This is a genomic window from Leyella lascolaii, assembly GCF_900079775.1.
Taxonomy (GTDB): domain Bacteria; phylum Bacteroidota; class Bacteroidia; order Bacteroidales; family Bacteroidaceae; genus Prevotella; species Prevotella lascolaii.
The window spans coordinates 366,055-383,962 of sequence record NZ_LT556049.1; the positions used below are offsets into that span (position 1 = coordinate 366,055).

The 17,908-nt window shown below is 49.0% G+C and carries 10 protein-coding genes; all 10 read right to left on the reverse strand.

What is annotated here, in order from left to right; all coding sequences use genetic code 11:
• Window positions 1-628: 628 nt before the first annotated feature.
• The 10 genes from BN4609_RS11775 to BN4609_RS11820 all read right to left on the reverse strand — a co-directional run bounded on the left by BN4609_RS11775 (window position 629) and on the right by BN4609_RS11820 (window position 16,656).
• Entirely contained in the window at window positions 629-3,703 is a 3,075-nt protein-coding gene (locus BN4609_RS11775; RefSeq protein ID WP_068856842.1) for a SusC/RagA family TonB-linked outer membrane protein, read from the reverse strand.
• A 6-nt stretch (window positions 3,704-3,709) separates the two neighbouring features.
• Window positions 3,710-5,473 carry a RagB/SusD family nutrient uptake outer membrane protein gene (locus BN4609_RS11780; RefSeq protein ID WP_068856843.1) on the reverse strand — a complete coding sequence of 588 codons (1,764 nt, stop codon included), beginning with the start codon at window positions 5,471-5,473 and terminating at the stop codon, window positions 3,710-3,712.
• A gap of 14 nt (window positions 5,474-5,487) precedes the next feature.
• Window positions 5,488-8,613 (reverse strand): SusC/RagA family TonB-linked outer membrane protein, encoded by a 3,126-nt coding sequence (locus BN4609_RS11785; protein WP_068856844.1) that lies wholly within the window; start codon window positions 8,611-8,613, stop codon window positions 5,488-5,490.
• A gap of 16 nt (window positions 8,614-8,629) precedes the next feature.
• Entirely contained in the window at window positions 8,630-9,697 is a 1,068-nt protein-coding gene (locus BN4609_RS11790) for a DUF4961 domain-containing protein (RefSeq protein ID WP_084791585.1), read from the reverse strand.
• Between the two features lie 6 nt (window positions 9,698-9,703).
• On the reverse strand, window positions 9,704-10,168 hold the full coding sequence (locus tag BN4609_RS11795; protein ID WP_068856845.1) for a DUF5004 domain-containing protein: 465 nt from the start codon (window positions 10,166-10,168) through the stop codon (window positions 9,704-9,706).
• A 22-nt stretch (window positions 10,169-10,190) separates the two neighbouring features.
• Complete coding sequence (locus tag BN4609_RS11800) at window positions 10,191-12,080, reverse strand: RagB/SusD family nutrient uptake outer membrane protein (RefSeq protein ID WP_068856846.1); 1,890 nt, start codon at window positions 12,078-12,080, stop codon at window positions 10,191-10,193.
• Between the two features lie 486 nt (window positions 12,081-12,566).
• Window positions 12,567-13,859, reverse strand: coding sequence for an SGNH/GDSL hydrolase family protein (locus BN4609_RS11805; protein ID WP_164071678.1), 1,293 nt, complete (start codon window positions 13,857-13,859; stop codon window positions 12,567-12,569).
• Window positions 13,860-13,969: 110 nt separating this feature from the next.
• Window positions 13,970-14,890: an alpha/beta hydrolase gene (locus BN4609_RS11810; protein ID WP_438360817.1), complete on the reverse strand. Its 921-nt coding sequence runs from the start codon at window positions 14,888-14,890 to the stop codon at window positions 13,970-13,972.
• A gap of 80 nt (window positions 14,891-14,970) precedes the next feature.
• The gene (locus BN4609_RS11815; protein WP_068856982.1) at window positions 14,971-16,356 is read right to left on the reverse strand and encodes an SGNH/GDSL hydrolase family protein; all 1,386 of its coding nucleotides are present in this window, start codon (window positions 16,354-16,356) and stop codon (window positions 14,971-14,973) included.
• A 48-nt stretch (window positions 16,357-16,404) separates the two neighbouring features.
• Window positions 16,405-16,656 carry a hypothetical protein gene (locus BN4609_RS11820; RefSeq protein ID WP_068856849.1) on the reverse strand — a complete coding sequence of 84 codons (252 nt, stop codon included), beginning with the start codon at window positions 16,654-16,656 and terminating at the stop codon, window positions 16,405-16,407.
• Between the last annotated feature and the right edge of the window lie 1,252 nt (window positions 16,657-17,908).

Below are 17,908 nucleotides of genomic sequence, written 5' to 3' on the forward strand. Positions count from 1 at the left end.
CGAAACGCACATAAACAGCGTATTTGCGTACGTGAGCCCCTGCCGTCGGCTGTAGGACGCTCTCGCGGAGTTGAGGATGGACGGGAATGAATAATTATGCACATTCATAATGCATGCTGATGCAAGCATGCTTGTTTCTGTGACACATTATATCATTATTCGCTGGCAGCAAAAGTAGAGACGCAAAATCTTGCGTCTCACAAGGAAAGAAAGCATCTGTTCTCAGCGTATTCACCGCATCCGTATATTGCCATGGATTGTTCGGGAGACGCAAGATTTTGCGTCTCTACAAGCAAGGAAAGCATTTGTTTCCAGCATATTCACCGCATGCGTATATTGCAATGGATTGCTCGGGAGACGCAAAATTTTGCGTCTCTACAAGGCTTGCGCCGTCATTGTGATTGATTGCCTACTTCTTCATCCCTCTTCCGCACTGCTGCAGTCAGTTTTGTTTCCACTTATCCCGATGTAGCCCATACATCTTCGATAAAGCAGGAACCAAACTGACTGCAGCAGTACGAAACACGGATGAAGTCTGACGACCCATTCCGGTTTGATTATAAGTCACACCTGAAAAGATACTGTTACTTACAATATTTTTCAAGGGAGACTTATCACAAGCATTTCACTAAAAGCTTATATTGACACCAAAGTTGACAACCCTTTGATTCATGTAGGCGTCGCCCGCAGAATTAGTCTGTATTTCCGGGTCCTGCTGATACTTCTTGTAGCTTGTCCACGTAAAGAGGTTGTAGCAATTGGCGTACAGCCGAAGCCCGCTCATGAACTTAGGAATCCACTTGCGAGGGAAGTCATAAGACAGGTCGACGGTCTTAAGGCGTATGTACCATGCGTCGATGAGCCAGAAGTCGGACATATAAGCCTCAGCCGAGTTTACGGTAGAAGGATTGCTGGTAAGGCGCGGGAACTCAATGTCCTCCCCATTCTGCCAACGCTCCAATGTCCAACGTTTCTCGTGCAGAGGCTGGAACTGACTCTTGAAAGGTTCGATACCTGTTCCTTTAATAGAGAAGCTGTAGTTGAACGAACCTTGAAAGAGCACGCTCAGCGAAAATCCCTTCCATGTACCGCCAATGGTCCAGCCCAGCGTGGTATTTGGCAAGTTGGGCTTGCCTATGGCACCCTTATCGTAGTCGTTTATCACACCGTCATGGTTCAGGTCTTTATATTTCAAGTCGCCTGCCTGTACAGGCACGTCGGTGTTGGGCACGGCAGGCGCATTCTCGGCACCGCTCTTTATGAGCTTTATGTCCTCTGGCGTATAATAACCTATCCATTTGTATCCAAACTCCTGCCCTATGGAACGTCCTGTGGACGCAAGCCATGGATAACGCTGCTGAGCCTCGGCTTTGTACAACACCTTGTTCTTGGCAAATGAGAACACAAAGTTTGAGTTGAATCCGAAGTCACCCCACTGGTCACGGAATCCAACCTGACCGTCGAAGCCCCAGTTCTCGGTCTTGGCAACGTTGAGTGGAGCCGACCCTGCGCCTATTATAAGTGGGATATCATTGCGATAAACAAGTTGGTCATAGCGATTGTCGTGGAAATAATCGACAGTGATGGAGATGCGATTGAAAAGGTTGAGGTCTATACCGATATCAAACTTCTTTGCCTTCTCCCATGTAACATGGTCGTTGGCCAGATCACCTTCCCTGTAACCCTGCGATCCCTGGTTGTTGTTCTCCCCGAAAGAATAGCTGTCACCAGTCTTATACACATTTTTGTAGAGGTAACGGTCGCCAGGAGCCACATCAGAGCCTACTATACCATAGGATGCACGTATCTTGAAATGCTCCACGGCTTTACCGAATATATTCCGGAACCACTTCTCCTCAGACATCACATAGCCCACACCCACGGCAGGGAAGAAACCGTATCGGTTGTCTGCACTGAAACGGTCGGAGCCGTTGTAGGCGGCGTTGAAGTCGATGAGGTATTTACTTGCATACTTGTAGCTGAGTTTTGCCGTAACACCCGTGAATTTGGTAGGCACCTTGGGGTCATCCTTCTCATTGGTGTCGCTCTGCCTATTGTATAGCAGCATGGCATTCACGTCATGTACCTTATTGAACACCCTTGCATAGTTTATGCTTGCAAGGAGGTTCAGGCTCTTCTTTGCAGTGTTGGTGCCACCGCCCACCGCCCACGTGCCAGAAGAATAGTGCCCGTCGGGATTGATGGTGTAAGAGTCGCTGGCAGAGTCGTAGTGGTAGGTGGGATACTGTCCGCGGAACACGCTACGGTACGTCTCATCTATGGTAGAATATGCCAGACGAGCCGATGAAGACAGCCCCTCGGTTATGAAATCCATCTTCCAGTTTATCTGATAGAGAAGGTTGTTGTCATTACGGCGCGTACGGTTGTATCCCTCGTTTGCCAGCCGGGCGTTGAGAGTGGGCTTATGATCAGAAGTATCGTATATGTAGGCATACGTGCCGTTGGGGTTTATCACCGGTGCAGAGTAGGGATGCATCTTCTCGAAGTTATATATCTCTCCCGTGGTGTTCATGCCGTGAGGCTCATTTATGTTCATGAACCTCGATGTCACGTCAAGACGCATGGAGAGATTGTCCGTTACCTTGAAATCGAGATTGGTGCGAAAGTTGAAACGACGATAGTTGTAGTTGGTGTTTATGCCATCGGTGCCTGTAGAGAAATCGCGCATCAGGCCGCTCTGGGAGAACTGTCCCAGCGACACGAAATATTTCAGCCGCTCTGATCCTCCACTTATGTCGAGGTTGGTATTTCTCTGCCATGCCATCTTTTTGAATATCTCTTTGTACCAGTTTACATCAGGATGTCCATATGGGTCATCACCTGTGCGGAAGTGATTGAGGTCAGACTCACTGAAGAGCGGCTGCAATCCATCATTTGTATATGCTTCGTTCACAAGCGAAGCTGTCTCGAATGAATTGAGGAACTTCGGGGTGCGCACTGGCGTCTGCATACCTCCTTCCATACGCACATTTATCCTTGGGCGTCCGTCAATGCCACGACGTGTCTTCACCACAAGCACACCATTGGCTCCTTTTATACCATATATGGCGGTGGTAGACGCATCTTTCAGGATAGAGATGCTCTCTATCTCGTTTATATTAATCTGTGACAGTTGGTCATAACTGTACTCCACGTCATCCACGATAATGAGCGGTTTGTTGCCATTGGGGTTCAGGGAGCTTACACCGCGTATGAAAAAGTCGGAAGCATCCCTACCTGGTTGTCCGCTGCGCTGCTGTGAGAAGAATCCGGGCAGCTTACCAGCAAGCGTGTTCTGCACACTGCTCACAGGCACTTTCTGCAGTTCCTTTCCGTTTATGGCACTTACAGCTCCTGTCAAGGTTATGCGCTTGGACTGTCCGTATCCCAACACCACCACCTCATCGAGTCCGTTATTGTCGGGAGTCATCTTTAGGTCCAAATGTCCCAGTCCCTTAACCAAATGACTGTGGGTCACAAATCCTATGTAAGACAGTTCGAGGCGATCTCCCTTACCGGCATTTATCTTGAAGTTTCCGTCAATATCGGTGATGGCCAACGCACTCTGACCCTTCACCTTCACAGTGACACCGGAGAGCGGTTCACCGTCAGTGGCTGATGTTACCGTACCAGTTATGCTGTTCTGTGCCAATGCGCCAGCAAACACGAACATGCAGAAGAATAGCAAAATATATTTTTTCATAATCTTTTACCACTTAGGATTTTGTTTCATGTTGTCGTTCTTGTTCACCTCACCGTAGGGTATGGGATATAAGTACCGACGGTTGTCCCAGCTTACGGTCAGCACATCATATGGCGTATAAGTCACTCCCTCTCCGACCACAATCTTCATACCTCTAAGAGGCTTACGGTATATGTTCTCAGCCTCACGCCAGCGACGTATATCGAAAAAGCGGTGTTCCTCGAAAGCCAGCTCTATGCGACGCTCATTGTGTATAACCTTACGCATCTCGTCTTGTGTCATGCCGGGCTTAAGACCATACATACCGTTATTTCCCGGCTCTATACCGGCACGCTTGCGCAGATACTTTATGGCGTCATAGACCTCATCTGTCGGAGTGTCGAGCCATTCGTTCTGTGCCTCGGCAAAGTTAAGCAGTACCTCAGCATAGCGAAGCATCACCCACAGGTGGTAGCAGTTGCTGTACTCGGTAGAGGACTCAAAGCGTCCCATGAATTTCTTCGAATAGTAACTTGTAAGCGAGTAGTCGCCAGCACTGGGATTGTTGGCTCCGCCCTGCCATGTTTTGAGCGCGCTGCCTAGCCACTGCGAACCGTTGTGCAGGATGGTATAGTCGAGTCGCGGGTCGCGGTTGGCATAAGGGTTCTGAGAATCATACGGATACTTATCGCTTTCTCCAGGCATCTTGCCATCAAGCATAGGGAAAGCGTCCACCAGATTCTGCGTTGGGTTGGTGCGTCCGCTGCCATTGTTGCCTCCGCTCAAACCTAGCGGTCCGTTGTCTGTTTCTACGCTCTTGCCCTGTCCTACCTGACGGAAGAACAGAATCTCGGGATTGTTGTCTGTCTGATAATAAGAAAGGAACGTCTCGCGGAAGTCGGGTGAAAGATTCACATCGCCGGTACCGAGATGTCCGCGTCCCTCAATCAGCTCACGTGCTGCGTCGGCAGCCAGTTTCCAGCGGTTACGGTCATAGTAGGCATAACCAACAAGTAAGTTGTCCTTCTCCACAGGGTCGGCATTGAAGAGCGGACTTGCAGCATAGAGCAACACTCTCGACTTTAAAGCCTGTGCCGCCTGTTTGGTGGGACGGTGGGCATTCACAGTGGGATTTGGTATGGGAATCTCATAGAGAGAGTCCTTCACTGCATCAAGCTCGCTCACTATATAGTTTACACACTCCTCAAATGAATTGCGCGGCAACTCAAGATTGTCTTCTATGTCAAACACCTTATCTCCCACAAGTGTCACACCTCCATACCTTTCTATCATCTGGAAATAGAACCAGGCGCGTATAAAGCGCGCCTCTGCCTTCAGCAGGTTGGCATAACGCTGCGGCTTATCATCGCTGAACCTCTTGTAGGTCATCATGAACGGCACTCTGTCAATGCCGCGCAGGAAGATATTCACCTTGCGGAACAGCTCGTAGTAGCTGTTCCACTTCATGTCGCCACCCACAGTAGAGCGCGATGTATACTGACCGAGCTGCAGTCTAAGCACATCGGGGTTCGATGACATGGCGATGGGCAATGCGTCGTCGGAGGCAACGTCTAAATAATAGCCGCCGACTCGTCCGTGACCGTTGTCAAGACTTTCATATATCGTACCGAGGAAACCTAGGGCGCGGTCACCGATAGAGTCTGTACGCGAGAAGAGAAAATCGTCCGTATATTGGTTTACGGGCAAATCCTCATAGTTGTCGGTGCATGACATAACCAGAGTACATGCAGAAGCGAGAATCACGGCAATCGTCTTTAAGTTCTGTTTCATAGTAGTCTTCTTTTTTAGAATTTCAGGTTTATACCGGTTATTATGCAACGTTGCAGGGGCGAATTGTAAAACGCCACCTCTGGGTCTACCAGGTCGCAAGCCGAAAAAGTAAGCAGGTTCTGCGCGTTTACGAAGAGTTTCACTCTCACGCCTCCGAGAAGATTGCGACTTACGCACTCCGGAAGGTTATAAGCAAGGCTTATGTTTTTGAGGCGCAGATAATTGCCGGACTTCATGTACATAGAAGAATTCCAACCACTGCCAAAGTTGTAGAAGTTTCCTCCAGCTGACAGGCGCGGATATGTGGCAGTGTTAGCAGTTTCCGGAGTCCATCGGTTGAGCAAGTTGGCATATGCCTGTCCGTAGCTCTGTCCATTACTAAGGAATCCCTGCATGAGGGTCTGGTCGCCCAAGTACATGTCGCGCTTATATGCTCCTTGCCACAGCATTGAAAACTCAACACCTCTCCACTCAAATCCGAGATTGATGCCAAAATAGCGAATAGGTTTGTCACCGCCTATTACAACTCTGTCAAAATCGTCTATCACACCATCCTCGTTCTGATCCACATACTTCACATCTCCAGGCTGCACCTTGTAGCCGTTTATTATAGGATAACCTGAGGCTATGTCTTCCTTTGTAAGGAATCCGTCGGTCTGAAGACCAAGAATAACACCTATAGGTCGTCCTGTCAGACGCTGCCAATCATACTCCACGCGTTGCTCGTCCATGAAGAGTAGCTTAGTCTTCTCTATCGTCCAGTTGGCTGTCACATAGTAGTTGAAATCTGCCACGTGGTTTTGCCATGTAAGAGTTAGTTCAGCTCCCGTACGCCGACTCTTTCCAATGTTCTCAGACGGATAGGATATACCGAGGAAGGAAATGCTCTTGCCTCTATACTGCAACAAATCATAATACTTGTCGGTATAGAAGTCGGCGGTGAAAGCGAGTTGGCGGTTAAAAAATTCGGCATCCAACCCGATGTTAAGTTTATGTGCTTTCTCCCATGTACGGTAAGGGTTTGCCAATGAACTCTCTGAAGCGAACACGTTACCCTGTCCCTGCGATGTGCCTTGTGCGTAGCTGCCAACACCATTGTCCACATAAGTTTGACGGAAATCATAGTAGCCAGAGTTGGTCATGCCATTACCGGTCTTTCCATAGGTGGCACGCAACTTCAGTTTGTCCACCCATTCCACGTCTGACATAAACTTCTCGCGTGCCATGTTCCAGCCCAGCCCAGCGGCATAGAACGTACCCCATCGTCTGCCTGGCGCATAGCGGTTGAAGAAGCTTTCCGTCACGGTAAGCTGAGCAAAATACCGTTTGTCGTAGTCGTAGGATATGTCCTGCAACACGTTCGAAGGAAAGAGAGGCAAATCATAGTCATCTACCTCGTGGCGGGTGTCGCCCTGAAGAGTTGCCTTGATGCTATGCATACCAAAGGTGCGCTCATAGTCTATGCCCAGCAGTCCTGTCATGCTGTTGTAAGATGCCACGGCACTGAAATCATTTCTCTGCGGTTTCGACTCTCCGTACATAGTGTAAAGTGGATTACCCGTGGCGTCTAACCTGTAGTAGTATACGGGCGATGTCTTGACACGGCTTATGGATGTACGTTGTAAGTTAGTCACTGTACCTATAGCACGCACCGACATTCCCTTAACAACCTTATCCAAGTCGTAGCGCAGACGCAGCGAGGCCTGTATGTCGCGCTGGTTGTCGGATATATATCCACTGTTCACGGAACGCGAATAGAGATTGTTGGCATAGTTCACGTTGCCTCCCCACGACCCATCGGGATTCTTCACAGGATAAGCATTGTTTGGGGTTGAGTAAATGGTCGAAAAAAGACCCAAGTATCCGTTATCCCCTCCACCACCTGGCTGGTTACCTTCCTGTATACGTCCAAGTGCTGTCATCGTGGCATCGAAGTCGTCGGTTATTTTTATGTGCACCTTAGACGACAGCATGTACCGGTTGAGGTTAAGATTTGTGTTGTAACTGTTAGTTTTGTCGGTCTTGAATGGTCCTTGTTCGTTGAAATAGCCCAGACTTACAAAAAACTGTGCTGCACGTCCTCCTCCAGACACGTTGAGGTTGTAAGACTGTGACATGCTGTTGTTCTTCAGCAACTGGTCGCTCCAATTTATATCGGGATGGAGATATGGATCATTGTGGTTGAGATATGCTTTATAGTCGCTATAGTCGTAGAGAGGAGCTTTTCCGTCGTTCTGCAGAGCCTCATTCAGAAGGTAAGAATACTGCGAGGCAGACAACGGTTTAAGCTTCTTTATGGTGCTGTTTATACCCAGTTTTCCTGTGAACGAGAGATTGAGTTTGCCGCGCGTGGGATTCTTAGTAGTGATAATGAGTGCGCCGCGCGAGCTGCGCATACCGAGAAACATGGACGACAGAGCATCCTTAAGCAATGTCACCGACTCTATAGCCTCAGGATCGATATTGAACATCTCACGCTCCACTCCGTCCACTATCACCACAGGAGTCATGCCGCGAGAAGCGAGAATAAACTGTGAGTTGTCACCATAACTGCCCGAGCCGAAACTCTTGGGCAAGGAGCCTATAAGAGATCCCTCGGTGTTGGAGATGGTGCTGCGTGTGGCGAATCCTCGATACTGGCTCACGTTGAACCCTGCCATGCGACCCTGTAGTCCAGTCAGTATGTTGCCACTCAGATACTTGTCGAGTTCCTTGCCTTGTACGTTAGCTGATGAACCGAGGAATCCGTCGGACGGTACGGGGTCGGTGTATGGCTGTGCCACACTGTGCCCTGTGTCTACAAAACGGTCATACAGGTGTATGGTATAGGTATTGTTACTTTTTATGTCGCGCAGTTTCTCCACCGTAATCTCCTTCTGCAGGTACATGGGATGGGTGATAGTGAGCACGTCACCCTTATTGAAGTCGAAGTCGAATGTGCCGTCTACACCTGTTGTAAGGCTCTTGCCTGTTGACTTCTGTGTAACGACAGCTCCAGATACAGGTTTGCTATACTGGTCGGTGATGAGTCCCTTAACAGGATTGCCGGCATGAGCCACACACATTCCAACCATCAGACATGCCATGACAACCTTTGCACGTCTGCAAGTTTTCTTGTTGTTTGATTCATTCTGTGTCATAAATTGTTTGTCTATATCAGTTGCAGGTAAAGATGAAGTTAAAAGGCTTCTCATCAACAGGACTAATGGTCTGATCCATGTTGTCATCCGACTTCTGCCCTATCACCACGCTGCGGTCTTTGTTGGTGAAATAATAGTCGATACTCACAATCTGGTCGCCATCGGTCACTCCAAACATGCCTGTTGGCCATATCGTGAGCTGGTAAGTATCGCTGCCAGCCACACTGTGCATTAGAGTAGTGTCATCCTTGCGGTCCACCTTAAGCACCTGTCCAGATGCGGTGTAAGCTGTGGCCTCAAGATATACATCCCCACCTACCAGACCATTTGGATTGACACCGCCAACGAAAGTGAACGTAACGAAGTCGTTGGGCAGTGCCTGCATGGGGTTAACCTTGAAGTAGTGATTGCTGCAAAAGTCGATAACGGCTCCCTCACCCTTCACCACCTCAAAACAATCATCCATGAGCACCACCTTCTTATGGTCGTCGCCTCCGGAGAATCCGTCATTAGTATGATTTACGAAGAATGCCGGTTTAAATTTCAGATTGTCGGAGCCAACATTGGTAGTGATGTATATTGTATAAGTAATGTTCTGACCGTTGGATATGCTCCACGACTTATCGGTGACAAACACAACCCACTCCATATCCTCAAGAACATTGTGACCAACACCGTAGGTTGACGATAGAGCCTGCTTCCAGGTCTTGCCATTAGCGTTCTTTGCCACAGTGGTAGCAGGCATCTCCGACATGGGGAACAGCTGACTCACATCATCAGCGAGACCGCAGCGATATGTAACCTTGGCGTTATCTCCCATCTTCCATGACTTGGGAACAAGCATGGCAACCACAAACTGTGTATTCGACTCGTCACTTTTACACTCTATGTGTCCTCTCACGGTGAACGTAGCCTCTGTCCCAGCAATGGCATACTTGCACTTCTTGCCGTCTATGGTCTGCTCTATGTCCACACTGTCGATATATACACAGCCTACGACCACCATGACAACCATTGCCACAACCACTACCCACGAACGCATACACATCATGCTGAATTTATTTAGATATCGCATTGCTTTCATTGTGTTTTAGTAAGAGTTATTTTTAATTGATGAACGTTTCATCTTGTAAACATACGTGTTGGTGTAGCATCCAGGACTCAGACTTATCAAGAGCGATCGCTCACCATCTATTATGGGGTATTTCAACTCCACCGATGTTGGCTCAGCAGAACCCTCTTCCTTGAACACTATGTGGAAAGGGTGTGTCGGGTCATCAATGGTCCATGTTCCGTCTGTCTTCACCACAAAGGGCAGATAATTTTCCATTTTAAACGATCCGTCATCGTTGAGTTTGAGCTTAAATTTGCTGAAATCGAAATCATTGGTTATGTCGACGCCGTTGCGAGACACAGTCTCTATAGTCCACACACCACTGAGATCCTTCAGTGGCTCGATAGCCTTATAGGAGTCCTCTTCTGAGCTGAACGTGCTGCACGATGCCATTGCCACATACATTACGGCAAACATTGCTGACTTTATTATTTTTTTCATGTCGTGAATGGATTATTTCATACTAATCATAATATGGATTCTGCAAAAGCTCGCCATCTTTGCTCTTCACAACCTCCTGATAAGGTATGGGCATGAAGTACAGAGCCGGTCTCCAAATATGTGTACGCACGGTGAAATACTTGTATGAGGTGTTTCCGTTCTTCTGCATTATTGCCAATCCGTGCATGGGCTTTCCGTCGGTCTGGTCTGCAATCATCCAGCGGCGCACGTCGTAGAAACGGTGACCTTCGAAGCAAAGCTCAAGGCGACGTTCAAGCCGTATAGCCTCACGCATCTCCTCCTGCGTCATGCCATCCTTCAGACCATACATGCCGTCATCGCCCGGCTCTATGCCTGCACGCTCGCGCAGCATCTTGAGCACGGTGATGGGACTGACATATGTAGCAGGTGTCACGTTGCCATCGGCATCGGTTATCTCGGCTGTCATCATATCTTCGTGTGACGGACCGTAGTACTCGTTGGTAGCTTCAGCATAGTTGAGAAGTATTTCGGCATAGCGTATTAACGAGAAACTGTTGGACGGAGATATCCACCAGTTTGCAGCACACTCGCGGTTTGTGAACTTACGTGTGAAGAAACCGGTAGGAGTTCCCTTGCGAACCTCATCCTGTGTGGTGACGTCACCGGTGCATGTACGGACAGTATAATTGTCGTTAGCTGAGTTGCGGTGCGTGGCTCCGTCATACACCACGCAGTTAGCAAAACGTGGATCGCGGTTCACGTTGGGATGCACTGGGTCGAATACATACTTACCGCTATTGTCATCCACAGCCCTGCCGTCTGCCATGGGAAAGGCGTCTGCCAAATCAGCATAGACATATCCGCCACGACCACTGCCACCGCATGATATTGGGTCATAGGCAGAGTGGAAATCAAGGCCTAGCATTTTACGCTCGAATATTATCTCCTGATATGGTCCATATGGTGTGATTACCTCGCCGTTGCGTGTAGTGCACTTGGTAGCGGTGGTGAAGTCGGAAGCATGCGTTATGGCGTAATATCCCCAACCCAACTCTTCTTTTCCTCCATTTTTACCGTCCTTGTGGTTGACATAAAGCGCATAGTCTCCGCATCTCATCACATCGAGAGCAGCATCGGCAGCATCCTTCCAACGTTCCTTACTATAGTCTGTATTACCCAACAATTCCTTGGTCTGTTCGGTGCCCCACGAACCTTCAGGATTGTTGTGCAACGGACTGGCGTCGTAGAGCTTCATGCGCGAGATAAGAGCCAAGCAGGCAGCCTCTGTGGCACGTCCGTTGATGCGTCCCGTGGCACGCACCGGCAGTGTGTTTGAAGCTATCACGGCATTACACTCGTCAACAATATAGTCTATACTCTTCCTCCATGTCATGCGCTTTGAGGGGATTACATCATCTGACGAATAACAGGTGTCGCCAACCAAAGGCACTCCTCCATAGTCGCGCACCAATGCGGCATAGTACCACGCGCGCAGGAAGCGTGCCTCATTGTAGTAGCGGTCCTTCACACCCTGCACCATGGGTGAGCGATGCACGTTCTCCAGAAATTTGTTTACGCGACGTATGTTAGCGTAGCATTTTTTCCAGCAATCGTCGCTTACAATGTTTGGGTTCAGCGTACCTGTTGCCAGAGCCATGCCAGTAGTTATAGACGATTCGTTCTTGAATTCCGCTTCATCACATGCTATCTGCAGACCGCCGTTGCCGAAACGGGTAGGCATAGTCTGGAAGCCGATATCCACATAGATTTGGGTAAGGAAACCTGCCGTATAGGAACTGTCCGTAAACACCTTGTCCTCGTCAAGATCGGTAGTAACCGTCTCATCGAGATAGCCGTCGGAACACGAACAAAATCCCCCAAAACACAGCAGTAATCCCTCGATAAAAAGAACAGCTTTCAGTGGTTTCATGTTACTTAAGTTTTGTTATTACGTTTTATTTAAATTGTTTTTTTGCTTTATTTATAAGCTATGTTTCAAATAGTTAAAACATATTTTCTTGCCAACACATTACATCCGGAAGTTATACATGCTCATACATTTAGGTTTTATATAAACAATACGAATTAGAATGTAACAGACATAAAAAGAATGCGAGATTTTCTTATCTTCTCCAAAAGACATTCCTGTAAGGAAAAACAAAAAGGATTGCAGTGTCTCTTATTCTACCATAACTGTCTGTTATGTCTTTTTACATCATATCATTTCAATTTACAATATTCACCAATGCCGTGCCTTCCACGGTAGAAGATACTGAATCACGCTACGTCTTAGACAAAATTGAGAAACATTCTGTCTGATAGCATCACAATATAAAGATGAGGTCAAATAACGACTTGGGGGTATTTTATAGTTCAAACATATAACTCTAATATATTACCCTATCGTTTCATGCTGTCATTTCACACGCACAAGTTTTATATGCCGTGTTACGGGACGGTTCACACGATAAATCTCGTCCACTATACTGTCCTGATATTTCTCGCATGCCAGACGCACGGCTTTGTTGCCCATCTTGGCATAAATATCACGTCGCGAAGCCAGCCACCAGCTACTCTGCTTGTCGCGGTCGTACATACAGCGTGCCTCGGGCGAAAGCACATCAGCCTCCTTAACTCCATTCTTCAGGAAATAGTCATACTCTACCCATGCCCAGTCGCGCATACGGCGTTCCATATCCCAACGGTCTTCGTTTAACATCATGACCGTGAGAGCCTGCCGGTATTGAGGTGTACACACATACTCTGCAAGATTTACACCGGCAGCCAATCGGTAATTCTGAATCGTGTCTATAACAACATCATCGATGGTAAGCCGATAAGAACCTTTCTTAAGGTTGAGCACACGTAATGTTTCGCTGTCAAACTCCTTCATAAAGTCTGGCACAAGCGTCTTTATACGCGACTGCGGTCTATCAAACACCATGTCACCACGGGCTATCGTGTCGAGCGGATAAGGCAGCGCGGCAGCAAGATAGTCGAATTGGACACCCTTATCAGTACGCTCTATGCACGACAATCGGCAGTTTGTTGCCTCCACAACGCTCTGCGTGGCGGCATCTATACAAACTGTAGCCACTGGCTTTCCTGCCATGCCCTGTGCCTTAAGGAATATGTAAGCCATCATCATATGACCGTCGTTGTCGGGATGAATACGGTCATGACCGCAAATGGTAAATGTCGAATAGGTGCGTTGCTTCCCAATGTTATAGTCGGTCATGGGCTTGTTCCAGTCTAAAAACTCCCATCCGTGCTTCTTGGCAGACTCGCGTTGCATATCTATCATACGGCAAATAAAATCGTTCTTGCCCTGATAGATGTTGTCATTAAACCGTGAAGTCTGGTCGTATGGCGATGTGCCTACCTGTATGACACGAGCCGAATGTGACTCGAGTATGTCCTCTATCTTGCGGTAATTGTCCTCAACAAGCGCAAAACGCTGCTCACGGAAACGCGATGCAGTGTCCGTGTTATGCTCAAGATAGCCGCTATCATTCATGCCAAAGGTAAGAGCCACCACGGTAGGCATCTTCCCATATACGTCAGCCTCAAGACGATTCAATATTTCCGTACTGGTGTCACCACCTATACCCAGATTGCCTATCCACAACCGCATTTCCGGGAAACGGGTCATGTAATAGAGCCAGATATACGAATGGAAATGTCCGCCGTCTGTTATACTGTTGCCCACAAAGGCAACGCGGTCACCTTGCCGAAACGGTTTCAGCCTCTGCTGCCCAGCAGTATTAATGCAAGACAGAACCATGAAAAGCACAAATAAAATATATTTACGCATACTATTCACCTTTTCTTTGTTTTTAAACCATTGACATTCTTTACTCCCTTTACCATCTTGGAAGCTTTCGCCGCACGCCATTGCATTTCCACGAACGTGCCGCTCTGACGGAAGAACTTCTCGAAGAAGAGTAGATGATAGTCGATGGAGTTCGCCCAATACTGGCTTGTGTGTCCGCCGGGACGGGTGGTGAAGTCGTGGTCGATGCCAAGCCCGAGCAGGCGTTTGTGCAAGTCTTTGTTCACCTCGAGGAAGAAGTCAGACTCGCCACAGTCGAACGTTATCCGCAAATCGCCGTTCTTTATGCGTCCCAGCTGCCCCACGACAGTGTGCTCGTCCCACGACTGCTTGTTGGCGGACATCTCGCCCAGCACATCCGGAATGTTCCAGTTCTGCGGGAACGGTCTTATGTCCACTCCGCCGCTCATGCTGCCGCAGGCTCCGAACATGTCCTTGTGGCGCATGGCGAGGAACAGCGCACCGTGTCCGCCCATGCTCAGACCGGTAATGGCACGTCCCTCGCGCGAGGGCACCGTGTTGTAATGTGCGTCCACCCAAGGCACGAGCGTGCGGGTGTAGAATGTCTCATACTGGAAATCCTTAAGGACAGGACTGTCAAAATACCATGAATTGAGAGCCGCCATCGACACGAATATCATGCCCTTCTCGTCGGCTATGTCGGGCAGCTGCGGCTTTATCTCCAGCCACGAACGCTCGTTGCCGTAGGCTCCGTGCAGCAGATAGACCACCGGATAGCGCACATCCTTGGCGGCACCTTTCCTTTCAGGCGTAATCACCACCACAGGTATGTCGCGGTTCATCACGTCGCTGTGCAGCTTCAGCGTGTCCACCTTTCCGGCGAAAGCCCTGCCGGCGGACAGCAGAAGGAGCACACACAACAATCTTAACATTTTTATTCTAACCATAGTTCACTGTCGTTTATATTCGAACTTATCTGACAAAGCACCGTCGCCCGGCACGTCACAGACACCTGTCCGCAGCCACCTTACTTTACTGCCGTAAGCACAAAGCGGCGTGTGACGGGCTTGTTTATGCTGTATATCTTGTCTACCAGAAGATCCATCATGGCTGTATAGGCGTCGCGCACATCCTTGTGTATCATCTTGTCGTAGATGTCGCGGCGCGCAGCCACCCATCCGTCCTTCGTCTCACCGTCGCGGAACACGCGCGCCGCATGCTCGTCGTTGGCATGGAGCAGACCTTTCTTCATGAAGAAGTCGTATTGCAGCCAGCCGTAGTCGCGGAACTTGCGCTCCAGCTCCCAGCGGTCCTCATTGAGTGCCATCACGGCGCACGCCTGCTGGTATTGCGGTGTGTGGCGGTATTCGGCAAGGTTCACGCCCTGTGCCAGACGCTGTGCCGGAATGGTGTCTATGACCACCCCGTCTATGGTAAGACGGTAGTTGCCCTTGAGTCCCGTAATCTTGAGCTGCTCGTTGCTTATGTCCCTGACCAGCGACGGCACCATCTTCACCGCCTGCGCCTGCGGACGCTTGAATCCCCATCCGTGCGCGATGGTGTCCAGCGGATAAGGCAGCGACTCCGCCAGATAGCTGAACGAGAGTTCTCTCCTGCCTGCCATCAAGTCGCTCACGGTGCAGTTCACGCTCCTTACCACCTTCTTTGAGCGCGCGTCTATCTGCACGTCTGCCACCGGCTTGCCCACCATTCCCTGAGCCTTGAGGAAGATGTACGCCATGACCATGTGCCCGTCGTTGTCTGGATGCACGCGGTCGTTGCCGCAGATTGTGAACGTGGGGTCCTTCGCCTGCTGCTCTTCGTTAATCCTGAGCATCGGTGCGTTGAAGTCCACAAACTCCCAGTGGTCAGCCCTTGCGGCTGAGTCCTGGAACGCTATTATGCGGCGGATGGCGTCGTTCTTCTTCCTGAACACGTTGTCGTTGAAGGTGGATGTCTGGTCGTAGGGCGACGTGCCTATCATGACCTTGCGTATGTCCGTAGCCTCCTTCAGACGCTTCTCTATCTCAAGGAAATACTTGCGGCTGTTCTCCACCTTACTGTCGGCGAACTCCCCGGGATTGTCGCCGTTGTACTCGAAATAGCCGCTGTCGTTCATGCCGAACGAGAGTGTGAGCACATTCGGGCGTTTGAGGAACACGTCGTCGTCAAGACGCGCCAGAATGTTGGAGCATTCGTCACCGCCAATGCCGCAGTTTGCCATCCACATACGCTCGTTGGGGAAGTGCGTCATGTAGTATAGCCAGATGTACGAATGATAGTGTCCGCCGTCTGTTATGCTGTTGCCCACAAACGCCACACGGTCGCCCGCCTTGAACGGTGTCACCTGTTGTGCGGCTGTATGTAAGGTCCCCACGCACAGGGCAAGAGCCATTGTCACTATTTGTCTTATCATATCATTTATATATATGTTATTTGTTTTATGAGAAAACACTGCTATTCATTTTTCCATATCCAACAAACCGTGGCGGCAGACACGCCACGCGCGATGTTCGGAGTCGCACGCATCCGCCAGCCGACAACCGTTCCTGACAGTCATGAACATATGTACCCACAGCTTGGCACGCCCCATCGGGATGTCCGTCCGTTCCCGAACCTCATCACCGGCAGCCCCGACGCTGACGCGACCTTGTGCAAATGCGTGAATCCGCAGATAGCAGGTTTTATAAAATTCTGTATAGTCCATTGTCATAAACTTAGGCTTGTTATCGCTGCAAATGTAGCCCTATTACGGTAAAACACATATAAAAATTGAACCTTAAAAACCCAATTTTGAATCAAAAGCATCATGGATGTAATGTATATACCATTCTTCAGAACAAACATACCAAAGCGTTCTGACTGTATTTCAAACACTTCTCTAATCATTCATTGGGAATAACACATATCTTTCCGGATATATCAATGCACAGACATGGCGGACACCGTCGGGTGAATAAGTAGGAAATCGGGGATTATACGCGTTGCCAGCAAAAGTAGAGACGCAAAATCTTGCGTCTCACAAGGAAGGAGTGCGAATATTGTCATTGGATTATCGCATGCGTATATTGCAATGGATTGCTCGTGAGACACATGGAATGAAGATATGGAGAGCAACTACAAGCAACATTAATTGAACTGTCGGGGACGGGAGACGCAAGATTTTGCGTCTCTACTGGGCGGACGACGTTGAGGAGGAAAGGAGGGGATGGAAAATGCGCGGAGGATACCGGAATGCATGGATATGCAGTTCAGGCAGTAAAAAATCTTTACATAATAAAATCGGAAAACAGGAAGCGCGAAGGCATTTGTGGTGTATAAAAAACGAATATGGATTCGTTCAGACCTTGCGCCTGCCGTTTCTGTCGCGCGGAAAAGCACGTTCCGGCTTTCCAAAACACCTTTCATGCATGCCGGAACGCGCCCTCCCGTCACCTCAAAAAGCCCGTTCCGCGTTCCCGAAAAGGCTTTCCGGCATGAAGGGAATGTCCCGTCCGTCCCATATATGAGTATATCTCGCTGACTGTCAGACATATACGCGAAACGCTCATAAGCTGCGTATTTGCCTCCGTGAGCCTATGCCGTCGGCTGTAGGAAGCTCTCGCGGAGTTGAGGATGGGTGGGAATGAATAATTATGCACATTATTCATGCATGCGTATGCAAGTATGCTTGTTTCTGTGGATACATTATATCATTATACGCTGACAGCAAAAGTAGAGACGCAAAATCTTGCGTCTCACAAGGGAGGAGTGCAAATATTGTCATTGGATTATCGCATGCGTATATTGCAATGGATTGCTCGGGAGACGCATGGAATGAAGATTTGGAGAGTAACTACAAGCAACATCAATTGAACTGTCGAGGACGGGAGACGCAAGATTTTGCGTCTCTACTGGGCGGACGCCATTATTAAATATTGATGGAAAATCCATATTATTATAGCAAAATCTTGCGTCTCCACCGG